This is a genomic window from Pseudoalteromonas sp. SR45-4 (genome assembly GCF_014163535.1).
GTDB lineage: Bacteria > Pseudomonadota > Gammaproteobacteria > Enterobacterales > Alteromonadaceae > Pseudoalteromonas > Pseudoalteromonas nigrifaciens.
Genome location: NZ_JACJDO010000013.1, coordinates 34,728 through 59,811 on the forward strand (window position 1 = coordinate 34,728; position 25,084 = coordinate 59,811).

Below are 25,084 nucleotides of genomic sequence, written 5' to 3' on the forward strand. Positions count from 1 at the left end.
GTGGCGCACTATTTAAACGTTTACGATGAAAGCGCGGTTAAGTCGTTTTGCACTAGTCGCGCTAACGAAACCAAAGTATGGCAGTCAATGTCATTACTCGATACCGACGTAAATATACAACAAGCGCTTAGCGATGCCGCACAATTTGGCATGCGCTACGTGTTACTGGGTATTTGTGAAGATATTGGCCCAAAAGCAAACTTAGGAGCCGGGGGTGCAGAGCAAGCATGGCCGGCTTTTTTACAACGTTTTTTAAACCAGCCTTATAATCAATTTATTGCCACGCAAAAAGTACTGTTACTTGGCGAAGTGCACACAGCTGATTTAATGGCGCAAAGCGCTCTACTCGACAACCAAAAACCTGCCCATTTAACACAGTTGCGTGAGTTATGTGAGCAACTTGATCAACGCGTAGAAGCTATATTAAGTTTAATATTTAAAGCGGGGCTTGAACCCATTGTTATTGGTGGTGGCCATAATAATTGCTTAGGTATTATAAAAGCGTTAGCTAAGTATAAAAACACCGCTATTAACGCTATAAATTTTGATCCCCACGCCGACTTTCGAGAATGCGAAGGCCGCCACAGTGGTAATGGCTTTAGCTATGCGTACAGCGCGCAGTGTTTAAAAAGTTACCATGTTATTGGCTTGCACGAGCTAAAAAACAATCAAGCTATTATAGATGCGTTAGCCGCTGCTAATTTTACTTTTAATAGCTATCAGTCAATCGCCGTTAAACGTGAAATTAATCTAACTCAAGCAGTGAGCAATGCGCTGAAGAGTTTTGATGCAGCGCCTCTAGGTGTTGAGGTTGATTTAGATAGCATTGCATTTATGCCTGTAAGTGCTTATACCTGTAGTGGTTTTAGCGTAAGTGACGCTGAGCACTTTGTGCATTTAGCTGCAAGCAACCGCCACTCTCACTACTTACACTTATGCGAAGCAGCTCCCATTCAACATCCCAGCGGGATTAAAGCCGGTAAAGTGCATTGCGGACAAGTTATTAGCGCACTAGTGAATAGTTACCTGCAAGCCAAAGAGTGTGCTTAATTACTTTGCTGCTGCGCTAATTGCCACTGCTTTAACCAGCTCATTAAACCAACACTGCTTAATGGGTGGCCAAAATAATAGCCTTGTGCAGCATAGCCTTTTAGGCTTTTTACAAATTTAAGCTGATCTAGGGTTTCAACCCCTTCAAAAATAACCTTAGTACTTTGTTGATTATGCATTTGTACCATACCAACAACTAGGCTGCGAATATTGTTTTGATTACTAAAATCAGCAGTTAATGCTGGCGCGACTTTAATGTATTCTACCGCTAAACTAGGTAACTTAGAGAGCGAAACGGGGTTATCGCCCAAACCATCAACACACACTTTTAAGCCTATATTATTAAGCCGCGCAATCATGGCTCGCCCTTTGTCATCTAGGTTAGTAAAAATATGTAGCGGGCACTCAACAATTAAATCGCCAGGCCTTAAGTTATGCTCTTTCATAGCACTCGTTACAAATTCTACAAACTCTTCATTGAGCATTTCAGGGCCAAATACATTAATGCTCAATGGCACTGCAAAGCCCTCCATACGCAATGCCATTGCAAGTTCAGCAGCGCGCTCTATAACAAATATAGCCAGTGGGTAAGCAAGCCCTGCAATTCTAATATCATCAATAAAACGACTCGCTGAAAGTATGCCTTGCTTAGGATGCTGCCAACGCAGTAATAGTTCTAAAAATTCAATTTGGCCATTATCATTTACAATAACCGGCTGAAAATACAGCTCGAACTCATTGGTGAAATCAATTTCTGCAAGCTCTTTTAATCGTGCTTGCTGCTCTAACTGCTCGATCATCATTTGTTGATGATAAGCAACCACCTGTTGTTTTGGCTGGCTATCAAGTGCTAAATAAGCCGACTTAATTAAATTATCAAAGTCTTCATCTTGCTCATTACAATGCACATAGCTTGCTCTTGCGGTCACTTCTATAGTGCAGTTAGCCACATTAAAAGGTTTAAGTGTAGCGCCAAATATTTCGGTAATTATTTTTTCATGCAAGTGTTTATGGCTGGCTAAGTTACAAATAAAGGCAAAATTAAGCCCTCCTAAATGGGCTAGTTTTTCATCGTCCTCTAACGATACAATGCCATCATTATTGAGTAATTCTTTTATTCTATTCGCCGACTGAGCAAGCAGTAAATCACCAAAATCACGCCCAATATGCTGATTAACTTGCTCAAAACCTTCTAAACGAAGAATTACCAACGCCCCTAGTGACGGTGCTTTATTACGCCACGTATTATAACCTTGACGTAATTTTTGTTTATCGGCAAAAGAGGCCAGCGGAGAGCTTTCGATGTAATGTTCAGGTGCTGCTTGCTGCTGCTTCAAGGGCGCTTGATTAAGTGTCTCATTATTAGTAATAAACCCAGTTAATGATAATAACAACACCGCACTAACAATCCAAAACAGTGCAATGCCAAACGCTGCAATGGCTATAAGTAATGCTATAAACAACACCGCAGCAAGTGCACTTAATATAATTAACAGCTTGTTTTTATGTACAATTGCATGCCACAAATTAAAGCCAAAACCTAATGCGAGTAAAGCGCTAAGCCATGCAGCACCACTGCTTAAAATAGCCAACCCTATTAACCCTGTGCATAAGTAGCTTAATCTAGATGCTGTATTTTTTACGCTCAGCAAGGTAGCGATCATCGCCATAAGTAAGGCGCCACTAAAAAAAACCGGCAAGCCACTGTCGCTAATCAAGCTCAAATTAGCACTACTGGTACTGGCTAAAAAATTAAATAAAAGCATAAATATTAAGGCCTACTTATCGGTCTGGGGTAAAGGTGTGACTAAATAAGTTTACCCATAATCCATAAGTTTAACAGTTTATTTACCCCAAACTGGTAACTTAATTGTGCTGGATGGCTTATTTGCCAATGTGCAATGTCGGCCCTCGCACCTACTTTTAAAACTCCGCGGTCTGTTAATCCTAAAGCTTTAGCAGCATTACGAGTTACTCCAGCAAGTGACTGCTCGGGTGTTAATCTAAATAATGTGCATGCCATATTCATCATTAATTGTAGCGAACACAGCGGTGAGGTGCCCGGATTAAAGTCGCTAGCAATCGCTATAGGCACTTTATATTGATTAAGCAAAGCTATTGGCGGAAGTTGTGTTTCTCTTAAAAAGTAAAATGCGCCAGGCAACAATACTGCTACTGTGCCGGCCTGTGCCATCGCTTTTACGCCATCTTCATCTAGGTATTCAATATGATCAGCCGATAGCCCGTTAAATTGCGCCACCAGCTCAGCACCGTGTTGATTAGAGAGCTGCTCGGCATGGCATTTTACTGGCAAGTTATGTTTTTTTGCCGCCTCGAACACCCGCTTAGTTTGGGTATAGCTAAAGCCTACATTCTCACAAAAAACATCAACCGCATCAGCAAGGTTATTAGCCACTACCTGATCAAGCATATCGTTACATACTAAATCAATATAGTCATCGCTACGCCCTTTGTACTCTGGTGGTAGCGCATGCGCCCCTAAAAAGGTGGTTTTAATATTAATAGGGTGATGCTCATCAAGTAAGCGCGCCACTTCTAATATTTTTACTTCGTTGGCAGTATCGAGTCCATAACCCGACTTTATTTCAACAGTTGTCACGCCCTCTGCCAGTAACGTATTTAACCTATCTTTGGCGGCTACAAATAACTGCTCATGATCGGCAGCGCGGGTGGCTTTAACTGTACTAGTTATACCGCCACCTTGGGCAGCAATTTGCTCATAACTCACCCCTTGTAAGCGCTGCTCAAACTCCTCTGCTCTAGAGCCTGCAAACACTAAATGCGTGTGGCAATCTATTAACCCTGGGGTTAACCATTGCCCTTTTATACTCAAGGTCGGCGTTGCAAACACATCAAAACTAGGTAAGTTTTTTTGCTCACCTAGCCACATAATTTTTCCATTTTTGATTGCTAAGGCTGCATTTTCTATCGCGCCATAAGGCGCCTCTACAGCAGTATCCATAGTGGCAATGTTGGCATCGGTAAGCAGTAAATCAATATCTTCTAATTCATAACCTGGTGTTGCACTTTGCATATTGCGCGCCCTTGTGTTTTTTATAATGACTAAAATATAGTCTAACAACCCGTCTTGTATATACAAGGCAATTATGCCATCTTAATCTTATAGTTTATTTTTAATACAATTAAATACACCATGACAACGCCTAAATTTGCACAAATAAAACAGTTTATAGTTGATAAAATTAGCAGTGCTACATGGCAAGAAAACCAGCGTGTGCCTTCTGAAAACGAGCTAAGCAATCAATTTTCTGTAAGCCGTATGACCGCTCGACGCGCATTAAGCGAGCTAACCGAGGCGGGAATTTTAACTCGCAGCCAAGGGTTAGGCACCTTTGTTGCTAGCTTTAAATCGCAGTCGTCATTGCTTGAAATTAAAAATATTGCCGATGAAGTAAAAGAACGCAATGGTAATTATAGCTGTACGGTATTGGCCCTTGAGTCGCTACCCGCAATCACTAGTATTGCCATTGCACTGGGTATTAAAGTTAACAGCACTGTGTATCGCAGTGTATTGCTGCATAACGAAAATACTAAACCACTGCAAATAGAGGAGCGCTTTGTAAATCCCACTTTTGCCACGCAGTACTTACAACAAAATTTTACGCTACTTACTCCACATGAGTACTTATCGAATGTAGCCCCGCTTACCCAAGCAACGCATACGGTGGAAGCCATTATGCCCAATAAACAAATGTGCCAGTGGCTTAACTTATCGAGTCATGAACCTTGCCTGCAACTCATTCGCCGTACTTGGTCAAGCAACGGCATTGTGAGTTATGCCCGACTTGTTTCACCAGGGAGTAAGTATCGTTTAGGTGGTCACTTAACTTTTAAAAATAATAATTAAAAACTACAACAGGAGTAAATATGAACAATCGACTCGACAACAACCGCACAATACGCGCCCCCCACGGCGATAAAATTAGCGCTAAAAGTTGGCAAACCGAAGCCGCTAAACGCATGTTAATGAATAACTTAGACCCTGACGTTGCAGAGCATCCCCATGCATTAGTTGTTTATGGCGGCATTGGTCGCGCTGCACGTGACTGGCCCAGTTACGACAAAATTATAGCAACTCTCGATAGACTCGAAGATGACGAAACGCTACTCGTACAATCGGGTAAACCTGTAGGGGTATTTAAAACCCACAGTAATGCGCCGCGAGTACTCATAGCTAATTCTAACTTAGTACCGCACTGGGCTAATTGGGAGCACTTTAACGAGCTCGATAAAAAGGGCTTGATGATGTACGGGCAAATGACCGCGGGATCTTGGATTTACATTGGCTCACAAGGCATAGTGCAAGGCACTTACGAAACTTTTGTGGCCATGGCTAAACAACATTTTGCTGGCAGTGCTAAAGGTAAATGGGTATTAACTGGCGGGCTTGGTGGCATGGGCGGCGCACAACCTCTTGCTGCAACTATGGCAGGCTTTTGTGCATTAGTGGTGGAATGCGATGAAACCCGTATCGATTTTAGAATAAAAACCGGTTACGTAGATATTAAAGCCAACAACCTTGAACACGCGCTACAACTTATAACTAATGCGTGCGTAAAAGGTGACGCCCTTTCGGTCGGGTTACTTGGTAATGCTGCCGATGTGTTTAGCACTTTAGTTAAAAGTGGCGTTACTCCCGATGTGGTCACCGATCAAACCTCAGCACACGATCCGCTAAATGGCTATTCACCGCAAGGCTGGAGCATGGAACATGCAGCTAAAATGCGCGAACAAGACCCAAAAGCGGTTGTAACAGCAGCTAAGCAATCAATGGCGGTGCAAGTAAGAGCTATGCTCGCGCTGCAACAAGCGGGCGCTGCTACCACTGATTATGGCAACAATATTCGGCAAATGGCATTTGATGAAGGAGTAAGTAACGCATTTGATTTTCCGGGGTTTGTCCCTGCGTATATTCGTCCTTTATTTTGCGAAGGCATTGGCCCATTTAGATGGGTGGCACTGTCGGGCGACCCCGAAGATATTTATAAAACCGATGCCAAAGTTAAAGAGTTAATCCCCGATGACGCACACTTACATAACTGGCTTGATATGGCGCGTGAACGTATTCAGTTTCAAGGCTTACCGGCGCGCATTTGCTGGGTAGGATTAAAAGACAGAGCCCGTCTTGCGCTCGCTTTTAACAACATGGTTAAAAATGGCGAGCTTAAAGCCCCGGTTGTTATTGGTCGCGACCACCTCGACTCTGGCTCGGTTGCTAGCCCTAACCGCGAAACCGAAGCTATGCTAGATGGCTCTGATGCGGTATCTGATTGGCCATTACTCAATGCACTTCTTAACACAGCCAGTGGTGCAACTTGGGTATCGCTACACCATGGCGGTGGCGTAGGTATGGGCTTTAGCCAACATGCAGGCGTAGTTATTGTGGCTGATGGCAGCGACGAAGCAAAACAGCGTATTGCCCGCGTACTGTGGAACGACCCTGCAACTGGAGTTATGCGCCACGCGGATGCAGGCTACGATATAGCAAAAAATTGTGCAAAAGAGCAAAACCTAGACTTACCAATGTTAAACGAGGAATGATCATGCTTGAACTAACTCTCACCCCCGGCTCGCTTGATTTAAACACACTAAGAAAAATTAATAATTCACCGGTAAAATTGAGCCTTATAAAGCATGCCGAGTCGCAAATAGCTGCCAGCGCACAAACAGTGCAAAACGTAATTAACGAGCACCGCACTGTATATGGTATTAATACCGGTTTTGGCTTATTAGCTAACACCAAAATTGCCGATAACGAACTAGAGCTATTACAACGCTCTATTGTACTTTCGCATGCGGCAGGTATTGGCGAGTATATGGATGACAGTACCGTACGCTTAATGATCATCTTAAAAATTAATTCACTGTCGCGTGGTTATTCTGGTATTCGTTTGCAGGTCATTGAATTTTTTATCCAGTTGCTTAATAGCCAAGTATACCCTTGCGTGCCTAAAAAAGGCTCGGTGGGTGCATCGGGCGATTTAGCACCGCTTGCTCATATGTGCTTGCCGTTACTAGCCGAAGGCCACATGCGCCACCAAGGGCAAATAATCAGTGCCGAGCAAGGGCTTAAAATTGCGGGGCTAAAACCACTTACCTTAGCCGCTAAAGAAGGCTTAGCCCTTTTAAACGGCACCCAAGCCTCGACTGCTTTTGCATTACAAGGGCTATTTAGAGCAGAAGATTTATACGCACAAAGCTGCGTAATTGGCGCTATGAGTATTGAAGCGGCCATGGGCAGCCGAGCACCATTTGATGCGCGTATTCATGAAATTCGAGGCCAACAAGGGCAAATAGATACTGCAGCTATATTTAGAGCCTTGTTAGGTCCACAATCACAAATTAGTGAATCACACGTAAATTGCGAAAAAGTACAAGACCCCTACTCTTTACGCTGTCAGCCACAAGTGCTTGGTGCTTGCTTAACCCAAATTCGCCAGGCGGCAGAAGTTTTATTATGTGAGTCTAACGGCGTAACCGACAACCCGCTGGTATTTGCTGATGTGGGTGATATTATTTCTGGCGGTAATTTTCATGCAGAGCCGGTGGCAATGGCCGCCGATAACTTAGCAATTGCCATTGCTGAAATTGGCGCACTTGCCGAGCGCCGAATTGCTTTACTAATTGACTCTAGCCTATCTAAATTGCCGCCTTTTTTAGTTGAAAATGGCGGCGTAAACTCAGGCTTTATGATCGCCCAAGTAACTGCCGCAGCCCTGGCATCTGAAAACAAATCACTTGCCCACCCAGCTTCTGTAGATAGTTTGCCAACCTCGGCGAATCAAGAAGATCATGTGTCTATGGCCACTTTTGCGGCAAGGCGCTTGAAGGAAATGGCCGATAACACCCAAGGCGTACTTGCTGTTGAATGGTTAGCGGCCGCGCAGGGGTTAGAGTTTAGAAAGCCGCTTACAGCTGCTGCTAAAGTAGAGCGTGCTAAAAGCTTACTGCGCGAGCATGTAAGCTACTACGATAAAGACCGTTACTTTGCCCCCGATATTGAAGCTGCAAATGCGTTATTAAACGCAGGCAAGTTATGCAACTTTATTGAGGGTGACTGCTTAGTATCTTATTAAATTGCGTATTGGTAACTAAACCCTAACGCCTCAATGGCTGAGCCAAGCACTTTGCGCTCAGCCGTATCTGTTCCCGTAAAGCGTGGCATTTCGCCGCCATGTTGTTGGCACTTTTGCGCATAGTAATCGCGCTTACAAGGATGCGACGGATTAACCACATTATAAATACTCTGCCCTTGATGCCAATGCTCAAGCACCGCAAAAATAGCGTTAATCACATCTTGCTGATGCACCATATTAACGACTTGCTCGGCAGAGGTATTTAGCTCTTTACCTGCAATAAAACGCCCCGGCTCTCTGTTGGGTCCAACTAAACCGGCTAAGCGCAGCACTTTACCGTTTTGCTCTAGTACTTGCTCTTCAGCTTCATATAGCTTTATTTGTCGCTCGTTTGTACACGAAATATCGCTGCTTTCGCTATATACTCCTGGTTCTTGGTCGTACACTCCCGTTGATGAGCAAAGTAAAAAACCCTTAGCATTCAGTTTTTTTGCCAGTGTAAGTGATGCCGTTAATGTTTGCGCATAATTGTTTTCACTATGGCGACTACGTGGAGGAATAGCGCACACCCAGTAGGCATTTTGTAAATCAATTTGATGCGTTAACTGGCCATTTTCTAGCAAAAACTGACGTTCAAAATCATGCTCATGCACTGCTGAGCGGTGTGTACCCTGCACTTGCCAACCTGCTTGCTGCGCATTAACGCATAAAGCACTGCCTAGCCAGCCCGCGCCTAGTACCACTAAGTTGTTACTCTGATGATTCAATTTATATGACCCCGTTTATTTAAATGTATAATTCTTAACTCATTTCATAGAGTTCTAAAATTAAATATGCTTAGATATCTGTTACAAAAACAATAACAACATGTGCACTTATGCTAAATAACTTATCATTAAGAAAAAAAATATTATTATTGATTGGCGGAACAATTACTATTTTACTGCTCATCGCCTCTACTTTTTTTGTTAACCATATTGCCAAACTATCCAGAGTTAATATAGAGCGTGAGGCTCAAAGCTACTTACAAAGCGAGCAATTATCAATGCAAAGTTACTTTGCTACATACGGTAAAGTAGTTGCCACCTTTATTAATAATCCGCATTTGGTGAATTTTTTTACCGCGTGGGATAAGCGCGATCAAGCCCTAGAAAATGCCAACGGCTACTTGGCTATAAATCAAGACTTTGTACGCATAAGTGCAAATGATGAAAATATTTTATCTGCTTTTTTTGCCTCAGCCACTACCGGCGAGTACTTTAAAGAAAACGAACGTACTGCATATTATAATGGCGAACCTTACTACGCGTACAAACGAGGTTGGTGGCAAGAAGCAATGCAAATTAATAAGCTTTACGTAGGCCCTATTTCGGTAGACTTAACCACCGGCGATGCCTCAGCAGTTGTACAACAACCTGTTTATAACCCACAAGGCAAATTAATTGGTGTGGGCGGCGTTGACTTACAACTTAATAAAATTAACGACATGGTCGAAAACATTCGCTTTAACGGCCAAGGCTATGGCTTTTTATTAGATGATCAACAAAAAGTTGTGCACTTTTCAAAAGCATCTGGGCATAAACTCTCTGTCACCGACGAAGGCCCTAACGGTAAAGACGGACTCGATGCGCTTGAACAACAATTTAATAATACCTCAGGGTTTAAAACACTTAACAGTGCAATGCAAAATAACCTCGCGGGTAGCCAAACTGTTATGCTTAAAGGCGAGCAATTTTATGTGGTTTATAACCGCCTACAATTAGAGCAGCCTCATTTAGATTGGTATGTGGGTTTATTAATTCCAACCAGTATGATTGAAGCCCCGGTAAATGCTGCGGTTACAACCACTACAACCGCCGTTATCATTATTTTAGTGATTATTTTAGCAATGATTTTATGGGCCACCCATATGATTTCAAAACCAATCACTACACTCACGCATATTATGCGCGACATTGCTTCTGGCGAGGGTGATTTAACCCAAAAAATTAATATTGATAGCCAAGACGAAGTAGGCCAACTGGCTAATCATATGAATACCTTTATTGATAAGTTGCGAGCGATGATGCTAGACACCGCAGCACAAGCTGAGCAATTAAGTGCCGCTGCCGATCAGCTTAAAACGGTATCGCAACAAACGAATTCAGAAATTCAGCAAGAAAAACAACAAGTAGATAGTGTTAGTGCCGCAGTGACAGAAATGGCCACTACCGTGCAAGAAATATCACGTAACGCACAGCAAACAAATACCGCGGCAGAAGAAGTACAAGCAATTACTGCCGATGGTGCAAGCCGCTCAAGCCAAGCACAAAGTGTAATGAGTGCGCTGGCTGAACATATTGGCGAAGCCTCTAAGGTGGTTGCCGGGCTTGAGCAAGAAAGTAATAACATAGGCGCATTGGTTGATGTAATTAACTCAATTGCCGATCAAACCAACTTACTCGCGCTTAATGCAGCCATAGAAGCGGCCCGCGCCGGAGAACATGGCCGCGGCTTTGCCGTTGTTGCCGATGAAGTTCGCTCGTTGGCGAGTCGTACACAAGAGTCAACCGACGATATTCGCAATATGATTACCCGTTTACAGCAAATTGCTCAGCAAGCCTCTAGTATGATGCTACAAGGGCAAAAACAAACCGAGGACTCTGTGTTGCAAACAAAAGAAGTACTTAGCTCACTACAAAGCATTGCCCTGTCGGTAACTAAAGTACAAGATCAAAGTCATCAAATTGCCACCTCTACCGAGCAACAAACGGTAGTAGCAGAAGATATTAATACCAGCCTTAGTGCTATTAATAGTTTAGTTAATAGTACCGCAGAGCATGCACACACACTTGCCAATGAAGCACATGATTTAAGTGACCTTGCAGGGGCATTAAATAAAACGGTAAACCAGTTTAAACTATAAACGCCGGCTACTTATATTTAAGCGCTTGAGGATAAACTTTAAGCGCTTATTCCCCCCCTTGTTTTTAATTTATTCAGCACCATATCTTTGAGTGACTGTTGATATTTCAAAGTGGAAACTTACTTAATATCACTAGCTTTGCTAGCAGTTTTCACCTCGTATAAAAATATATAGCAATTTTATGTACTAGATTAAGTTTTTCTGTTTTTAATCCATATCTTTTTAGTGAGATGGTTTGTTGTTTAGCAGAGTCTGGTATAGTAGCACACGTAATAAACAGTGCTTTTTGAACGGTTTAATACAAAATTGCTAATTAATGTGTCCTCGGTGTTACTTTAAAGAATACATTAATTATCAATTGTTAAAAATGGGTTAGCCGATGTACGGCTGGCAAAAAAATACATTGTAACGGTTTTATCATGATATCTAATTTATTTACCAAGATTTTTGGTAGTCGCAATGACCGCACTATTAAAAACCTAAGAAAGACGGTCGCACTGATCAATGCACTTGAAACGCAATTAGAAGCGCTTTCTGATGACGACTTAAAAGCGAAAACAGCAGAGTTTAGAGAACGTTACGATAACGGACAAAGCCTTGACGACTTACTGCCTGAAGCATTTGCTGTGGTACGTGAAGCATCTAAACGTGTAAATGGCATGCGTCACTTTGACGTACAGCTACTCGGTGGCATGGTACTGCACCAAGGCCGTATTGCAGAAATGCGTACCGGTGAAGGTAAAACTCTCACAGCTACATTACCTGCTTACTTAAATGGTTTAACTGGTAAGGGCGTACACGTAATTACCGTGAACGACTACCTAGCTAAACGCGATGCGGAAACTAACCGTCCGTTATTTGAGTTTTTAGGTTTAACAGTAGGCTGTAACGTACCGGGTATGATGCCACAGCAGAAAAAACAAGCTTATGTTGCCGATATTACGTACGGTACTAATAATGAGTTTGGTTTTGACTACCTGCGTGACAACATGGCATTTAGCATAGATGAGCGTGTACAACGTCCATTATTTTATGCTGTTGTCGATGAAGTGGATTCTATCTTAATTGATGAAGCCCGTACGCCCCTTATTATTTCAGGCCCTGCTGAGGACAGCTCAGAGCTATACACTGAAATTAATACCATGGTGCCTTTACTTGAACTACAAGAAAAAGAAGACGAAGAAGGTATTGAAGGCGATGGCGATTTCACTATTGATGAAAAGTCTAAGCAAGTTCATTTAACTGAACGTGGCCAAATTAAAGTTGAAGAGCTACTTACTGAGCGCGGCTTAATTGCAGAAGGCGATTCGCTTTATTCTGCAGCCAGCATTACGCTACTAAGCCATGTTTATGCAGCGCTTCGTGCTCATAAGCTTTATCAAAGAGATGTTGATTACGTTGTAAAAGAAAACGAAGTTATCATTATTGATGAGCACACTGGTCGTTCAATGGAAGGTCGTCGTTGGTCAGAAGGTTTACACCAAGCTGTTGAAGCTAAAGAAGGCGTAAATATTCAAAACGAAAACCAAACGCTTGCATCTATTACCTTTCAAAACTATTTCCGCTTATACGAAACACTTGCGGGCATGACAGGTACAGCCGATACGGAAGCATTTGAGTTCCAGTCTATTTACGGCCTAGACACTGTTGTTATGCCAACTAATAAGCCGATGGTTCGTGATGATCGCGCCGACTTAGTGTACCTAACGCAAGAAGAAAAATACGAAGCTATTTTAGTTGATATTAAAGACTGCCAAGAACGCGGACAACCTGTACTTGTAGGTACTATTTCAATTGAAAGCTCTGAGTATTTATCGCAATTTTTACGCAAAGAAAAAATTAAGCACAACGTACTTAATGCTAAATTTCATGCGCAAGAGGCTGATATCGTATCAGACGCTGGCCTACCAGGCACAGTAACGATTGCCACTAACATGGCTGGCCGTGGTACCGATATTGTACTTGGTGGTAACTGGCACAGCGAAGTTGAAAAGCTTGAAAACCCAACTGATGAACAAATTGCTGAAATTAAAGCTGCATGGAAAATACGCCATGACGCAGTAATTGATGCAGGTGGTTTACACATTATTGGTACTGAACGCCATGAATCTCGTCGTATAGATAACCAATTACGTGGTCGTTCTGGTCGTCAAGGTGATGCCGGTTCAAGCCGTTTTTACTTATCGATGGACGATGCGTTAATGCGTATTTTTGCTGGCGAGCGCATGACTAACATGATGCGTAAACTAGGTATGCAACGCGGTGAAGCTATTGAACATCCATGGGTTAACCGTGCGATTGAAAATGCACAGCGTAAAGTAGAAGCACGTAACTTTGATGTGCGTAAGCAATTACTTGAGTACGATGACGTAGCAAACGATCAACGCCGTGTGGTTTACTCACAGCGTAACGAACTACTTGAAGAAGGCGATATTTCAGAAACTATCACGGTTATTCGTGGTGATGTGCTGAGTAATATTATTGATCAGTACATTGCACCGCAAAGCTTGGCTGAAATGTGGGATGTACCTGGCCTTGAAGAGCGCTTAAAACAAGACTTCTTAATTGAATTGCCAATTACTCAGTGGCTAGCTGATGACAATAAACTCTATGAAGAAAAACTTCGTGAGCGCATTGAAGAGTCGGTTGGGCAAGCATATAAGCAAAAAGAAGAGATGGTAGGCGATTCAGTACTACGTCAATTCGAAAAAGCGATTATGTTACAAAGCCTAGATCAGCATTGGAAAGATCACCTGGCAGCAATGGATCATTTACGCCAAGGTATTCATTTACGTGGTTATGCGCAAAAAAATCCAAAGCAAGAGTACAAGCGTGAATCGTTTGAGCTATTCGCTGAAATGCTAGAAAACTTAAAAATAGATGTAGTAAGTATTTTAAGCAAAGTACAAGTACGCGCCGAAGAGGATGTTGAAAAAGTAGAAGAGCAACACCGTAAAAGTGAAAACGCTCCTCGCGAATATCAGCATGAAGAAGTTGAGCATGTAGGCGGAGAAGCACCACAAAGCGCAACTGTAATGGCACGTAGCGAGCCAAAAGTAGGCCGTAACGATCCTTGTCCTTGTGGCTCAGGTCAAAAATTTAAGCAATGTTGTGGTAAATTAAAATAATCCAATAGTGTAATAAATTTCGTAAAAAGCGGCGCTTGCGTCGCTTTTTTTATGGTGTTTAAGGGAGATAAAATGACTAGTATAATTGTAAATGTGGCTGTTGGCGTAATTAAAAAAAATAACGCTCTGTTTATTTGCAAGCGGGCAAATGATCAACATCAAGGAGGTTTGTGGGAGTTTCCTGGTGGTAAAATTGAGGCCGGTGAAAGTGTATTTAGAGCACTTAAGCGTGAACTTCAAGAAGAGATTGGCATCACTATTTTTAGTTCCAGTGAGTTGCTAACAATAAAACACGATTACGATGATAAAACGGTAAAGCTGAACGTACATGTGGTGAGTAACTTTAGTGGTGAAGCACATGGCGCAGAAGGGCAAGATAATGCTTGGGTAAGTATTGACGAGCTAGATAACTACGAGTTTCCAGCAGCTAACGTCGATATTATTAGCGCTATAAAAGCGAAATATATTTAACGCTTAATATTTGGCTATACTCTTTTAGTAAAATAATAATAACAATAAACCGCCATTATTAGGCAGCTACAAAAAGGCCAGCAAGTTAACACTTGCTGGCCTTTTTAGTTAGATACTTTCTAGTTAGGTACTTTCTAGTTAGGTAATTAAATTACCAAATTTTTACGCGGTCCTCTGGTTTAATATACATTTTGTCGCCTTCTTTAACGTCAAATGCTTTATAAAACTCAGGCATATTCGATAAAATACCAATTACGCGGTAATGACTAGGCGAATGCGGGTCGGTCATTAAGCGGTTACGCAGCGCTTCATCACGATACTTACGACGCCAAATTTGTGACCAGCCCATAAAGAAGCGCTGATCGCCAGTGTAGCCATCAATCACTGGAGCCTTAGAGTTACCTAAAGATAGCATATACGCTTTATGTGCAACCGTAAGGCCGCCTAAATCGCCAATATTTTCGCCTAACGTCAATTCACCATTTACGCCAGCATCAGTAAAAGGTTTGTATTCATTATACTGAGCAACTAAAGCCGCGGTTCGCTGTTCAAACTGTTTAAGGTCTGACTCGCTCCACCAGTTACGTAAATTACCGTCGCCGTCGTATTTAGCACCTTGGTCGTCAAAACCATGGCCTAACTCATGACCAATTACCGCGCCAATAGCACCGTAATTTACTGCATCATCTGCTTCTAAGTTAAAAAATGGCGGCTGTAAAATAGCTGCTGGAAACACAATTTCGTTATTTACTGGGTTGTAGTATGCATTCACAGTTTGTGGTGTCATGTGCCACTCTGAGCGGTCTACTGGTTTACCCAATTTGGCAATCATATCGCTGTAAGCCCATTCGCTATAACGAATGTAGTTACCGACTAATTCATCAGGGTTAATCTCTAGTGCTGAGTAGTCTTTCCACTTATCTGGGTAGCCAATTTTAGGTGTAAACTTGTCTAGCTTTTGTTGAGCGGCAATTTTAGTTTCCGGGCTCATCCACTCTAAATTTTCAATCGCAACACCGTAGCCTTTAATTACGTTATCAACCAACTCTTCCATACGCGCTTTCGCTTCTGGTGGAAAGTTCTCTTTAACGTACACTTTACCTAAAATCTCACCTAGCACACTGTTTGAAGCATCAACCGCTTGCTTCCAAAGTGGCGCTTGTTCTTCTACACCACGTAAAGTTGTACTGTAAAAGTTAAACTTAAGGTCCACTAACTCTTTATCGAGTAACTGCGCGTAGTTACTTACAAAGTGAAACTTAAGGTAATTTTGCCATGTTACTAAATCGGTGTTTTTATAAATAGTCGCAAATTTTTCAAAGTAGCTCGGCTGGCTAATAATTAACTCTTCGGTGTTTATGCCTATCGCTTTAAAGTAACTAGCAAGATCAAAGTCACCCATCAGTTTATTTGCTTGTGCAAGGCTCATTTTATTATAAGACTTGGTTGCATCACGGCTCTCTACTCGACTCCACTGCACCTCAGCAAGATTTTTTTCCAGCGCTAATACATTTTTAGCCACAGCCTCTGTATTTTCAACCCCTGACTTGGCTAATATTTTAGCAATGTAAGCTTGATAAGAAGCACGAATTTTAGTGAACTTTTCATCATCTTTTAAATAATAATCACGATCGGGTAAACCTAACCCAGCTTGATACGCATACAATGCATTTTCGCTGGAGTTTTTAGCGTCATTATTTACATACCAACCAAATGGCAAGTCGCCGCCTTTAATCTGTAATTGCGCCATTAAAGTAACTAAATCTTTTTTACCTTTAACGGCGTCAATGCTTGCCAATGATGGCTCAAGTGGCTGGATGCCAAGTTCTTCGCGCGCTTCTTCTGCCATGTAGCTATTATAAAATGCCGCCAACTTTGCTTCATCACTGCCTTTTTCAACATTGCTATTTGCTGCCGCACTTTCAAGTACTGTTTTCATCGCCTTTTGCGACTCGTCATATAATTGCGAAAACGAACCATAGTTAGATTTATCGCCAGGAATTTCGGTTTTAGCTAGCCATTGACCATTTACATGGTAATAAAAGTCATCTTGAGCGCGTACCGATTTATCCATATTTTCCAGCTCAATACCCAAGGTAAAAGGAGCTGGAACTGGAGCGCTAACCGCGGGAGTTTCGTTTACTTTAATTTCTTGTTGTTCACCACAACCAACCAACCCAAGTGCCAGCGCAATACCTGCGGCGGTCATTGTTATTTTAATCATAAGGATTCCGTTTGTTAGTTAAAATAAATACCTATTTCATTAATATTCAAATACCAGCAGCATAAAGCTGCGTAATGACATTTTATGTACTTTTACTTAATGAAATAAGCATTAACTGCAACCTAGTTAATAGGCGTATTAAGTAGCTATCATAAACCCCATTGGGGTAACAATAAAATTGAATATGTAACAAAGTATTTTAATGCGATGAGTGACCCACATAGTGCTATCAATAACTATGTGAGCTTATAAACGAGTTATTAGCAGCTAGGTTTTACGCTTTGCGTGCAGCGCTAAACGCTCTAACTTTTCTTTTAGCGAAGGGGGGGCTGAGGCGGCTATGGCATTTAAATAATCGGCTGTTTGTTCGCTCATTTTACGAGAATTAGTTATTGGGGTATTAATGGTTTTACTTACTGCGCCCAAGCGTTGTGTTGCTTGTGGATTAGCGGTAATTTTTATTTGCCCAAGCTCAGCCATGCCCGCGGCTCTAAAATGCGAGAGCATATCCATTTTTAAGTAATTTAGTCTAAGCGCAATAGGCGCAGATACCGCTTCGATCATTAAAGTACCATCGCGGTAGTTACTCACGCGGCATTTATCACCCAGTTTGGGGCCTAAAAAGTCTTTAAGTAAGGTTTGCTGGGTATCGAGTGCTTGGCTTTTACCTGCATAAGCCGACAAGCGGTTATTCAGTCCTGCCATAATGTCAGTTAATGGTTTTGGCGCATACCTGTCTTTAGCCATTTAACACCTCGTAAAAACTCAATAATGCGGTTACTCAAATCGAAATAACCCTCGACTTGAGTATACACTGAGCGCAGTGACTAAGCGCCCGCTATTTGCATTTGTTCAATTAACACAGAGCCAGTTTGAATGCCACCACGGCGCTCTATGTCGCCACCAATAGCTGATATTCCTTTAAACATATCTTTTAAGTTACCGGCAATGGTAATTTCGCTTACTGGATATTGGATTTCGCCATTTTCTACCCAAAAACCAGCCGCACCACGCGAGTAATCACCAGTTACTGTATTTACGCCCTGCCCCATTAGCTCTGTTACTAATAAGCCTGTACCCATGGTTTTAAGTAGCGCGGTTAAATCGCTATGTGTTTGCTCAACTAACCAGTTATGTATACCGCCAGCGTGCCCTGTTGGTGTCATATTCATTTTACGCGCAGCATAGCTTGCAAGTAGGTAAGTTTGTAACTCGCCACCTTGAATGATTTCTCTATCAAAGGTTTTAACACCTTCGCTGTCAAACGGCGACGATGCGAGCCCTTTGAGTATATGCGGACGCTCGGCAATATTTACGCAATTGCTAAATACTTGTGTACCTAGGCTATCGAGTAAAAAACTCGATTTACGATACAGCGCACCACCACCAATGGCCGACACTAAATGGCCAAATAATGAATTAGCAATGTCAGCTCTAAATATTACCGGTACTTTCATGGTGCCTAATTTTTGGCTATTTAATTTAGCTAAAGTTTCGGCTGCAGCTTCAAGCCCCACTGCTGCGGCATCATTTAAACCAGCTTGATCGCGTGCTACGGTGTAAGCAGAGTCGCGTTGCATTTGCTCGCCATCTTTACCAATTACCATAGTACTTATGCTGTGGCGAGTACGCGGAAAACCAGCAATTAAACCATGGCTATTGCCATAAACACGCAAACCTTGGTGCGATGAAAAACTTGCGCCGTCTGAGTTAACAATGCGCTCATCCGCATTTAACGCTGCTTGCTCTGCAGCATGACAAAACTCAATACCTTGCTCTGGGCTTACATCCCATGGATGGTATAAATCGAGATCTTTGGGTGAAAACTCAAGTAGCTCTTTATCTGCAACACCGTTAAAAGGGTCGTCTGAGGTGAATTTTGCAATATCAATGGCTTTTTCAACCACAGTGCGTAGCGTTTTAGGGCTTAAATCTGCGGTAGACGCAGAGCCTTTATTATTACCTACATACACACTAATGCCTAAACCGCCATCTTGGTTAAACTCAATGGTTTCTACTTCGCCCATGCGAGTGCTAACCGACAGCCCTGAAGTGCTAGACATAGCCGCTTCTGCCGCTGTGGCACCGAGTTTTTTCGCATGCTCGAGCACTGCTGCTACCGCATCTTTTACTTGAGATATTTGAGAATAAATTGGATCGTGTTGTTGGCTTTTCATAAATTAAGTCCTGAGCCTTGAAGGCAATGTTGCACACATTTTTTATATTTAAATGCTAACACACTCAATGCATCACATCAGCTAATATTCCTCTGTATGATAATCATGTATAATGGCAGAAGTTATTTTTATTTAAGAGCACCCCATGGCGAAGAAAAAAAGCAAGCCTGCTGATATTGAAGAAGAAATTGAATATGTCTCAAAAACCGAACTGAAGCGTGAAGCACAAGAATTTCATCAGTTAGGGACTGAAATTGCCAAAATGGGTAAAAAGCAGCGTGAGCGCTTGCCATTAAATGATGATTTAAAAGCCGCAATGGTTGTTGCCGATAAAATTAGCAATAAAAGCGATGCTTATCGTCGTCATTTAAACTACATAGCTAAAACACTGCGCACCGTAGAGAACATCGATGCTATAAGATCAATTATCGATGTTATGCTTAATAAAAATAACCAAGCTGAAGTGTTGGTCAAAAAAATTGAGCAATTACGTGCAGACCTAATTGAACAAGGTGATGACCTAATCAATGAGACTATAGAGCAGTTCCCATCGCTTGATCGTCAACAAATGCGCCAGCTAGTTCGTAATGCAGCTAAAGAAGCGAAAGATGAAAAACCTGGTAGAGGTTACAAAGAGCTATTTCAATATTTGAAAGATGCCCATCAAGTTACTTACTAACAGATTAAAAAATATACTTTAAAAAGGTGCTACGGCACCTTTTTTTGTTGTAGATCAACCCGCCCTGCTAAACATTTTTTTATAATCAGCACCTAAATAATATACCAAGGTGCGCGTGATGATTAAACTTCCAAAATGGGATCAAACCCTAATAAATAAATATAATGTGTCTGGCCCACGTTATACATCGTACCCCACGGCACTGTCGCTAACTGAGGGCTATCAACAGCAAGACTTACTCAGTGCGATTGAGTCATCAAACAGCCGTGCATTGTCTTTATATATACATATTCCGTTTTGTAGTCAGCTTTGTTATTACTGTGGCTGCAATAAAATTATTACTCGCCATCAGTCAAAAGCCGACACCTACCTTGATTTTTTAGCCATAGAAATTGCAGCCCAAGCGCCTCTATTTAAAGACTACACCCTAGAGCAACTACATTTAGGCGGTGGTACACCTACCTTTTTAACTACGCAGCAAATGAGCCGTTTAGTTAAACTTTTGGAGCTGCACTTTAATTTTACCGACGCCACTGAGCGTGGTATTGAAATTGACCCTCGATCGCTTGCCGATAACATGTTGGTTGATTTAAGTAACTTAGGTTTTAACCGCGTATCATTTGGTATTCAAGACTTTAATGATGAAGTGCAGCTAGCAGTAAACCGTCCGCAAAATGCCGATACAGTAAAGCAGTTAATCACCCAAGCCCGTGAATTAGGGTTTAAATCGATTAATGCCGACATGATTTACGGCCTCCCATTGCAAACGCCACAAAGCTTTAAACAAACCATAGAGCAGTTGCTTGAGCTTAGCCCTGATCGTGTTTCGGTATTTAATTACGCTCACCTTCCAGAGCGTTTTGCAGCACAACGTAAAATTAAAGATGCCGACTTACCCAGTGCACACAACAAGCTAACTATGTTTAAAAACACCTTAGAGCAAATGACTCAAGCCGGTTATCAATTTATTGGTATGGACCATTTTGCTAAAGTTAATAACGAACTCGCTGTGGCACAAAATGCGGGGCAATTACACCGTAACTTTCAAGGGTATACTACCCACGGAAACTGCGATTTATTAGGTTTAGGGGTTTCATCTATATCACAAATTGGCACTGCCATTTTACAAAATCAAAAAGAGTTAAAGCATTATTATCATAGTGTAGAAACGCAAAGCGGCTGTGCCATCACCAAAGGCATGCACTTAAGTGCCGATGATGTAATACGCGCTGATGCAATTAAACAGCTTATATGCCAGTTTGAGTTAGATATGGAGGCATTTAGTGCCAAACATGCACTTAACTTTAACCACTACTTTGCTGATGCACTAACGGCAATTGAGCCTTTAATTGCTGATGGGATGGTCACTATTGAAAATAATATGATTAGTGTCACTGCTAGAGGTAATTTATTTATTCGTATTATTTGTATGTGCTTTGACGCTCACTTACAAAAACAGCTAAATGCAACGCGTTTTTCTCGGGTTATTTAACCCTCAGCCCGAGTAGTAAATTTAAAACGAAAAAGCAGACCTGAGGTCTGCTTTTGTATTTTGTGCTTTAAATTATTTAAACGCTGATTAATTAAATACCACGTTTTCGCTGCCAGGGGCGGCTTTAAACTCAATAATAATTTTAGCACAGTCAGCTATAATCTCATCTTTATGTGTCTCTTCGGCACGCCAGCGAGCTGTATCTAACTTAAATATTTCTTTTTTGGTATATTTTTTACGCGCATCATGAGTCGGCATTTCTTTAACTACTTGGTACATTTTATAAATGCCCGAGTATTTTGTCGTTAAATCTTGCTCGTCTTCAAAACCATATTGCGACATAAGTACCCAAATACGTAAACAGCCTTCTGAAAACTCACACTGCTGTTCATGCATTGCACGCGCGATTAAATGAATGCTGTCGGCTAATTTGGCGTTACGCTTTAAACGCGACTGCTTAAGCTTTTGCTGTTGCTCAGCCTGCTTTTTAACAATCAGTTTTTTTTGCGCGCTTAACTTATAAAGCAACTGACCCGCATAAAATGCTAAGCCCACTATAATAGCAGCACCTACAAATAAGGCTAAGATCACCGCTGTACTCATTTAATAACCCTTATTACTTGTCTTCTTCGTCTAACCATTCGTTAGCAAGATCGTTCGATAAATACTGATCGAAGTCTGAATTACTTTCTTCGCTAAAGTCATCTTCAAACTCTTCTTCATCTTCATCCTCGATACCAAGCAATTTACACAATGCTTGATGACGAGCAATACGACTATTAAAGTACTTAGCATCTTTACCCGTTAGCATTTCGCCATTTTCATGACGCTCTACTAATTTAAGTAAGCGCTCATCATTTTCAAGTGCTTCTAGCTCTTGCTCAGGCGTAAACTCTGGCTCTGCTGACTTTTTAAGCTCAACAGTTGGCTTTAAGTTACGTTTTATTTCTACTTTAGGTGCAGCTGCAACAGCTATTAATGGCACAGGTTTTTTACTGCCAATGCGTTTATCTTTAGTTCCCGTGTTACTTTTTTGGCTATCATCATTTAATAGCTCAGGGGTATTACGAGATCCAGGCTTAGCACCTTTGGTTTTTTTAACACGTTGCTCTTTTAATGCACGCATTTCTTTAAGCTTATCTTGGCTTAAACGTACTGGTCCATTTGCTGGGCTTTTGCGTGACTTTTTAGTTCTACTCATATCTTGATCATCTCACTTAAGAGGTTTTGGGCGAGGCGCAAATCAATGGGCATCGCAATGCTGGCCTAGCCAGAAGAATTCAGTTTGCGCTTTAGAGGCTGGGTTTCTCTATTTAGCGCTTAAAACAGCTTACTGCTCGTTTTTAAACGGTGGCTATTGTAACAGGACAAATAAAAAGGCGGTAGAGAAAACATCTCTACCGCCTACTAATCTGAGCGCCATTATCTGGACACTTCTCCCTTCGACTTTTTAGTCTTTATTATTGTTATTATTTTTACCTATCCCTATTATTATTATTTTTACCTTCCGTGTAGCATTCCATTTTGTTTTTATTATTAAACTTCCATGAGTTTTTATTATTTTCGGTCTTCCTAACGCTTTTTTGTTATTTCCTTTGCTAGCACCAATTTGTGCTATGTAGTCGTGTCGCGCTACTGTCCTTATAGCTTATTCCATTTTGTTATTGTTTTTTGCGACAGGGGTTAATGTACCTGTTAATAATTTTGTTACAACTAATTTATATATCTTTTATTAAAAGGATTATAACAAAAAACACAAAAACCATTACATTACATCAAGTTAACAATTTAATGGTTTTTAAAATAAGACTTATCTCACAGCTATGCATGGTCAATGTCTTACATGAATAAAGACTATAAAAGTAATTTTAAGCACAAAAAAAGCAGCCTAAGCTGCTTTTTTGTACATATTGTAGTTTATTACATTAATAATAATTAAATAAATAAATACAACTTTAGTGTAAGCCACCTAAGTACTGCGAAAGTACTTCAATGTCTTTATCTGTTAATTTCTTTGCAATATCTTGCATCACACCATTTAAATCATTTTGGCGTGTGCCATCACGAAATTTTTCAAGTTGCGCTTTAACGTAACCTGGATGCTGAAAAGAAACTTTTGGAAATTTTGCAAGTGACGAGCCATTACCACGAGGGCCATGACATGCAGCACATCCTGGAATACCACGATCTGCATCACCTGCTTTGTAAAGTATTTTACCGGTTTCAACTACGTCTTTAGGCGTAGCTTCTTCGCTCATGTTTAGTGATGCAAAATAAGCCGACAAATCTTTCATATCCTGTTCGCTTAATGGCATAGCCATTGCGCTCATAACCGGATCCATACGACCTTTTTTGCCACCTGAGGTCATACCTAGTTTTAAGTCTTGAAGTTGCTTATAAATATAATCGGCATGTTGACCCGCAAGCTTAGGATAGATATTAATCGGTGCATTACCGTCTGGGCCGTGACAAGCCGCACACGTTACTGATTTTTCTTTACCTGCGTTTACATCGCCTTCAAATGCTGTTGCGTTGCTTGCTGACAACGCACCAAGCAATATAGTTAAAGATAGTGCTATTTTTTTCATGGTGAATTCTCTGTTTCCGACCCTGTATCATCTACAATATGGATGTTGTGATTTTTATATTCTACACGATAATAAATTCTCTGGCACGTTTTCTACTCATATTAAACTTATAATTTATAGGGTTTTGCCTTAGGTTAAGCTTTAACTTGGTTTAAATGTGCTGTATATGGTGGTTTAACAGCTTTTTAATAACTCCTTTATAGTATAAAATACGCCCCATGAGCGAATTTAGCTCAATGTGATCATTTTTAAGTTTTAGGAGAGCCCGTGCTCAAATCTCGTATCAAATATAATACCGCGTCTTTCGTTACAAGCGCTCCAGACATTACTAAATTACCTGCTGATACGGGAATTGAAGTTGCGTTTGCCGGTCGCTCCAATGCAGGTAAATCAAGTGCTCTTAATGCACTTACCGACCAAAAATTAGCGCGTACCAGTAAAACTCCTGGACGTACTCAGCTAATAAATACCTTTGAACTTGCTGATGTTGATGACATGCGCCTTATCGATTTACCAGGCTATGGCTTTGCTAAAGTGCCAATTGAAATGAAAAAGAAATGGCAGAAGTCGCTAGGCGAATATTTACAAAAGCGTCAGAGTTTAAAAGGTATTGTAATTTTAATGGATATTCGTCATCCATTAAAAGATTTAGACCGTGATTTAATTAATTGGGCTATTAGCAGTGAAATTCCTGTTTTAGCGCTATTAACTAAAGCAGACAAATTTAAACAAGGTCCGCGTCAATCACAAGTACTTAAAGTTCGCCGTGAATTAAGCGCCCTTGATGGTGATATTACGGTACATGCATTTTCATCACTAAAAGGTACTGGCTTGCCAGACGTTGCCAAAAAACTTGATGAATGGTTTTTAGGCCCTGTTGTAGCGGTACCACCTGCTGAAAAAATACTTAACGATGACACTAACCCAGCAAGCTAATTTATTCTGCAAGGCTTAAAAGCTTACACATTCGATAAATAGCCGAGCTTATCTGTCTCGGCTATTTCAGCCTATTGCATTAATAGCATACACTTCTTGCCACGCGCACATTGCAAACCTTAAGCCGTTATTATCCGCTATTACCCGAGTTTAGGATAAATAAAACGACTCCCCGGCAGACGTTATAAAATAACCCTGTTTATCAGTATTGGCTATTTTAGCCCATTGCATTAATAGCATACACTTCTTGCCACGCACGCATTACAAACCTAAGCCATTATTATCCGCTATTACTCGAGTTTAGGATAAATAAAAC

General features: G+C 41.3%; 19 protein-coding genes. 10 read left to right on the top strand and 9 right to left on the bottom strand.

Features of this window, described 5'->3' with window-relative positions:
* Entirely contained in the window at positions 1-1,050 is a 1,050-nt protein-coding gene (locus H5058_RS07720; RefSeq protein WP_179808229.1) for a formimidoylglutamase, read from the top strand.
* Here H5058_RS07720 and H5058_RS07725 read toward each other — a convergent pair.
* Positions 1,047-2,816: a GGDEF domain-containing phosphodiesterase gene (locus tag H5058_RS07725; protein WP_080516820.1), complete on the bottom strand. Its 1,770-nt coding sequence runs from the start codon at positions 2,814-2,816 to the stop codon at positions 1,047-1,049. The genes H5058_RS07720 and H5058_RS07725 overlap by 4 nt on opposite strands.
* A gap of 41 nt (positions 2,817-2,857) precedes the next feature.
* Complete coding sequence (gene hutI, locus H5058_RS07730; protein WP_089368813.1) at positions 2,858-4,105, bottom strand: imidazolonepropionase; 1,248 nt, start codon at positions 4,103-4,105, stop codon at positions 2,858-2,860.
* 120 nt (positions 4,106-4,225) lie between these two features.
* Between hutI and hutC the strand changes: the two genes are divergently transcribed.
* From hutC to hutH, 3 genes are read left to right on the top strand one after another with little or no spacing between them, the layout of a single operon-like run.
* Positions 4,226-4,939 carry a histidine utilization repressor gene (gene hutC / locus H5058_RS07735; RefSeq protein ID WP_182677561.1) on the top strand — a complete coding sequence of 238 codons (714 nt, stop codon included), beginning with the start codon at positions 4,226-4,228 and terminating at the stop codon, positions 4,937-4,939.
* A 20-nt stretch (positions 4,940-4,959) separates the two neighbouring features.
* A complete protein-coding gene (gene hutU, locus H5058_RS07740) occupies positions 4,960-6,633 on the top strand; it encodes a urocanate hydratase (RefSeq protein WP_182677564.1) in 1,674 nt (557 codons plus the stop codon).
* Positions 6,634-6,635: 2 nt separating this feature from the next.
* Positions 6,636-8,168, top strand: coding sequence for a histidine ammonia-lyase (gene hutH, locus H5058_RS07745; RefSeq protein ID WP_086997263.1), 1,533 nt, complete (start codon positions 6,636-6,638; stop codon positions 8,166-8,168).
* On the opposite strand, the gene H5058_RS07750 is transcribed toward hutH, so the two are convergent.
* Entirely contained in the window at positions 8,165-8,935 is a 771-nt protein-coding gene (locus H5058_RS07750; protein WP_089368816.1) for an NAD-dependent epimerase/dehydratase family protein, read from the bottom strand. The two genes, hutH and H5058_RS07750, sit on opposite strands and share 4 nt — an antisense overlap.
* Before the next feature lie 110 nt (positions 8,936-9,045).
* Between H5058_RS07750 and H5058_RS07755 the strand changes: the two genes are divergently transcribed.
* From H5058_RS07755 to mutT, 3 genes are all read left to right on the top strand, one after another.
* Complete coding sequence (locus tag H5058_RS07755) at positions 9,046-11,073, top strand: methyl-accepting chemotaxis protein (RefSeq protein WP_089368817.1); 2,028 nt, start codon at positions 9,046-9,048, stop codon at positions 11,071-11,073.
* 419 nt (positions 11,074-11,492) lie between these two features.
* Positions 11,493-14,201, top strand: a complete 2,709-nt coding sequence (gene secA, locus H5058_RS07760; RefSeq protein WP_089368818.1) for a preprotein translocase subunit SecA — start codon at positions 11,493-11,495, stop codon at positions 14,199-14,201.
* Between the two features lie 72 nt (positions 14,202-14,273).
* The gene (mutT, locus tag H5058_RS07765; RefSeq protein ID WP_011329387.1) at positions 14,274-14,672 is read left to right on the top strand and encodes an 8-oxo-dGTP diphosphatase MutT; all 399 of its coding nucleotides are present in this window, start codon (positions 14,274-14,276) and stop codon (positions 14,670-14,672) included.
* A 151-nt stretch (positions 14,673-14,823) separates the two neighbouring features.
* On the opposite strand, the gene H5058_RS07770 is transcribed toward mutT, so the two are convergent.
* The 3 genes from H5058_RS07770 to pmbA form a co-directional block, all read right to left on the bottom strand.
* On the bottom strand, positions 14,824-16,896 hold the full coding sequence (locus H5058_RS07770) for a M13 family metallopeptidase (protein ID WP_089368820.1): 2,073 nt from the start codon (positions 16,894-16,896) through the stop codon (positions 14,824-14,826).
* Positions 16,897-17,163: 267 nt separating this feature from the next.
* The gene (locus H5058_RS07775) at positions 17,164-17,643 is read right to left on the bottom strand and encodes a DUF721 domain-containing protein (protein ID WP_011329389.1); all 480 of its coding nucleotides are present in this window, start codon (positions 17,641-17,643) and stop codon (positions 17,164-17,166) included.
* Positions 17,644-17,723: 80 nt separating this feature from the next.
* Positions 17,724-19,073, bottom strand: a complete 1,350-nt coding sequence (pmbA, locus tag H5058_RS07780) for a metalloprotease PmbA (protein ID WP_089368821.1) — start codon at positions 19,071-19,073, stop codon at positions 17,724-17,726.
* A gap of 145 nt (positions 19,074-19,218) precedes the next feature.
* Between pmbA and yjgA the strand changes: the two genes are divergently transcribed.
* Positions 19,219-19,752: a ribosome biogenesis factor YjgA gene (gene yjgA, locus H5058_RS07785; RefSeq protein WP_011329391.1), complete on the top strand. Its 534-nt coding sequence runs from the start codon at positions 19,219-19,221 to the stop codon at positions 19,750-19,752.
* Between the two features lie 118 nt (positions 19,753-19,870).
* On the top strand, positions 19,871-21,244 hold the full coding sequence (hemN, locus tag H5058_RS07790) for an oxygen-independent coproporphyrinogen III oxidase (protein ID WP_011329392.1): 1,374 nt from the start codon (positions 19,871-19,873) through the stop codon (positions 21,242-21,244).
* A gap of 87 nt (positions 21,245-21,331) precedes the next feature.
* Here hemN and H5058_RS07795 read toward each other — a convergent pair whose 3' ends face one another.
* The 3 genes from H5058_RS07795 to H5058_RS07805 form a co-directional block, all read right to left on the bottom strand.
* Positions 21,332-21,847, bottom strand: coding sequence for a DUF2489 domain-containing protein (locus H5058_RS07795; protein WP_011329393.1), 516 nt, complete (start codon positions 21,845-21,847; stop codon positions 21,332-21,334).
* Positions 21,848-21,860: 13 nt separating this feature from the next.
* Positions 21,861-22,445 carry a Der GTPase-activating protein YihI gene (gene yihI / locus H5058_RS07800; RefSeq protein WP_011329394.1) on the bottom strand — a complete coding sequence of 195 codons (585 nt, stop codon included), beginning with the start codon at positions 22,443-22,445 and terminating at the stop codon, positions 21,861-21,863.
* Between the two features lie 754 nt (positions 22,446-23,199).
* A complete protein-coding gene (locus H5058_RS07805) occupies positions 23,200-23,832 on the bottom strand; it encodes a cytochrome c (RefSeq protein WP_011329395.1) in 633 nt (210 codons plus the stop codon).
* A 267-nt stretch (positions 23,833-24,099) separates the two neighbouring features.
* Here H5058_RS07805 and yihA point away from each other — a divergent pair, with 267 nt between their 5' ends.
* Entirely contained in the window at positions 24,100-24,768 is a 669-nt protein-coding gene (yihA, locus tag H5058_RS07810) for a ribosome biogenesis GTP-binding protein YihA/YsxC (protein ID WP_058374289.1), read from the top strand.
* Positions 24,769-25,084 lie beyond the last annotated feature (316 nt).

Excerpts from the sequence above, each read along its gene's own strand:
- H5058_RS07725 (WP_080516820.1), bottom strand. The coding sequence starts at position 2,816 with ATGCTTTTATTTAATTTTTTAGCCAGTACCAGTAGTGCTAATTTGAGC.
- hutI (WP_089368813.1), bottom strand. The coding sequence starts at position 4,105 with ATGCAAAGTGCAACACCAGGTTATGAATTAGAAGATATTGATTTACTG.
- hutC (WP_182677561.1), top strand. The coding sequence starts at position 4,226 with ATGACAACGCCTAAATTTGCACAAATAAAACAGTTTATAGTTGATAAA.
- hutU (WP_182677564.1), top strand. The coding sequence starts at position 4,960 with ATGAACAATCGACTCGACAACAACCGCACAATACGCGCCCCCCACGGC.
- hutH (WP_086997263.1), top strand. The coding sequence starts at position 6,636 with ATGCTTGAACTAACTCTCACCCCCGGCTCGCTTGATTTAAACACACTA.
- H5058_RS07755 (WP_089368817.1), top strand. The coding sequence starts at position 9,046 with ATGCTAAATAACTTATCATTAAGAAAAAAAATATTATTATTGATTGGC.
- secA (WP_089368818.1), top strand. The coding sequence starts at position 11,493 with ATGATATCTAATTTATTTACCAAGATTTTTGGTAGTCGCAATGACCGC.
- mutT (WP_011329387.1), top strand. The coding sequence starts at position 14,274 with ATGACTAGTATAATTGTAAATGTGGCTGTTGGCGTAATTAAAAAAAAT.
- H5058_RS07770 (WP_089368820.1), bottom strand. The coding sequence starts at position 16,896 with ATGATTAAAATAACAATGACCGCCGCAGGTATTGCGCTGGCACTTGGG.
- H5058_RS07775 (WP_011329389.1), bottom strand. The coding sequence starts at position 17,643 with ATGGCTAAAGACAGGTATGCGCCAAAACCATTAACTGACATTATGGCA.
- pmbA (WP_089368821.1), bottom strand. The coding sequence starts at position 19,073 with ATGAAAAGCCAACAACACGATCCAATTTATTCTCAAATATCTCAAGTA.
- yjgA (WP_011329391.1), top strand. The coding sequence starts at position 19,219 with ATGGCGAAGAAAAAAAGCAAGCCTGCTGATATTGAAGAAGAAATTGAA.
- hemN (WP_011329392.1), top strand. The coding sequence starts at position 19,871 with ATGATTAAACTTCCAAAATGGGATCAAACCCTAATAAATAAATATAAT.
- H5058_RS07795 (WP_011329393.1), bottom strand. The coding sequence starts at position 21,847 with ATGAGTACAGCGGTGATCTTAGCCTTATTTGTAGGTGCTGCTATTATA.
- yihI (WP_011329394.1), bottom strand. The coding sequence starts at position 22,445 with ATGAGTAGAACTAAAAAGTCACGCAAAAGCCCAGCAAATGGACCAGTA.
- H5058_RS07805 (WP_011329395.1), bottom strand. The coding sequence starts at position 23,832 with ATGAAAAAAATAGCACTATCTTTAACTATATTGCTTGGTGCGTTGTCA.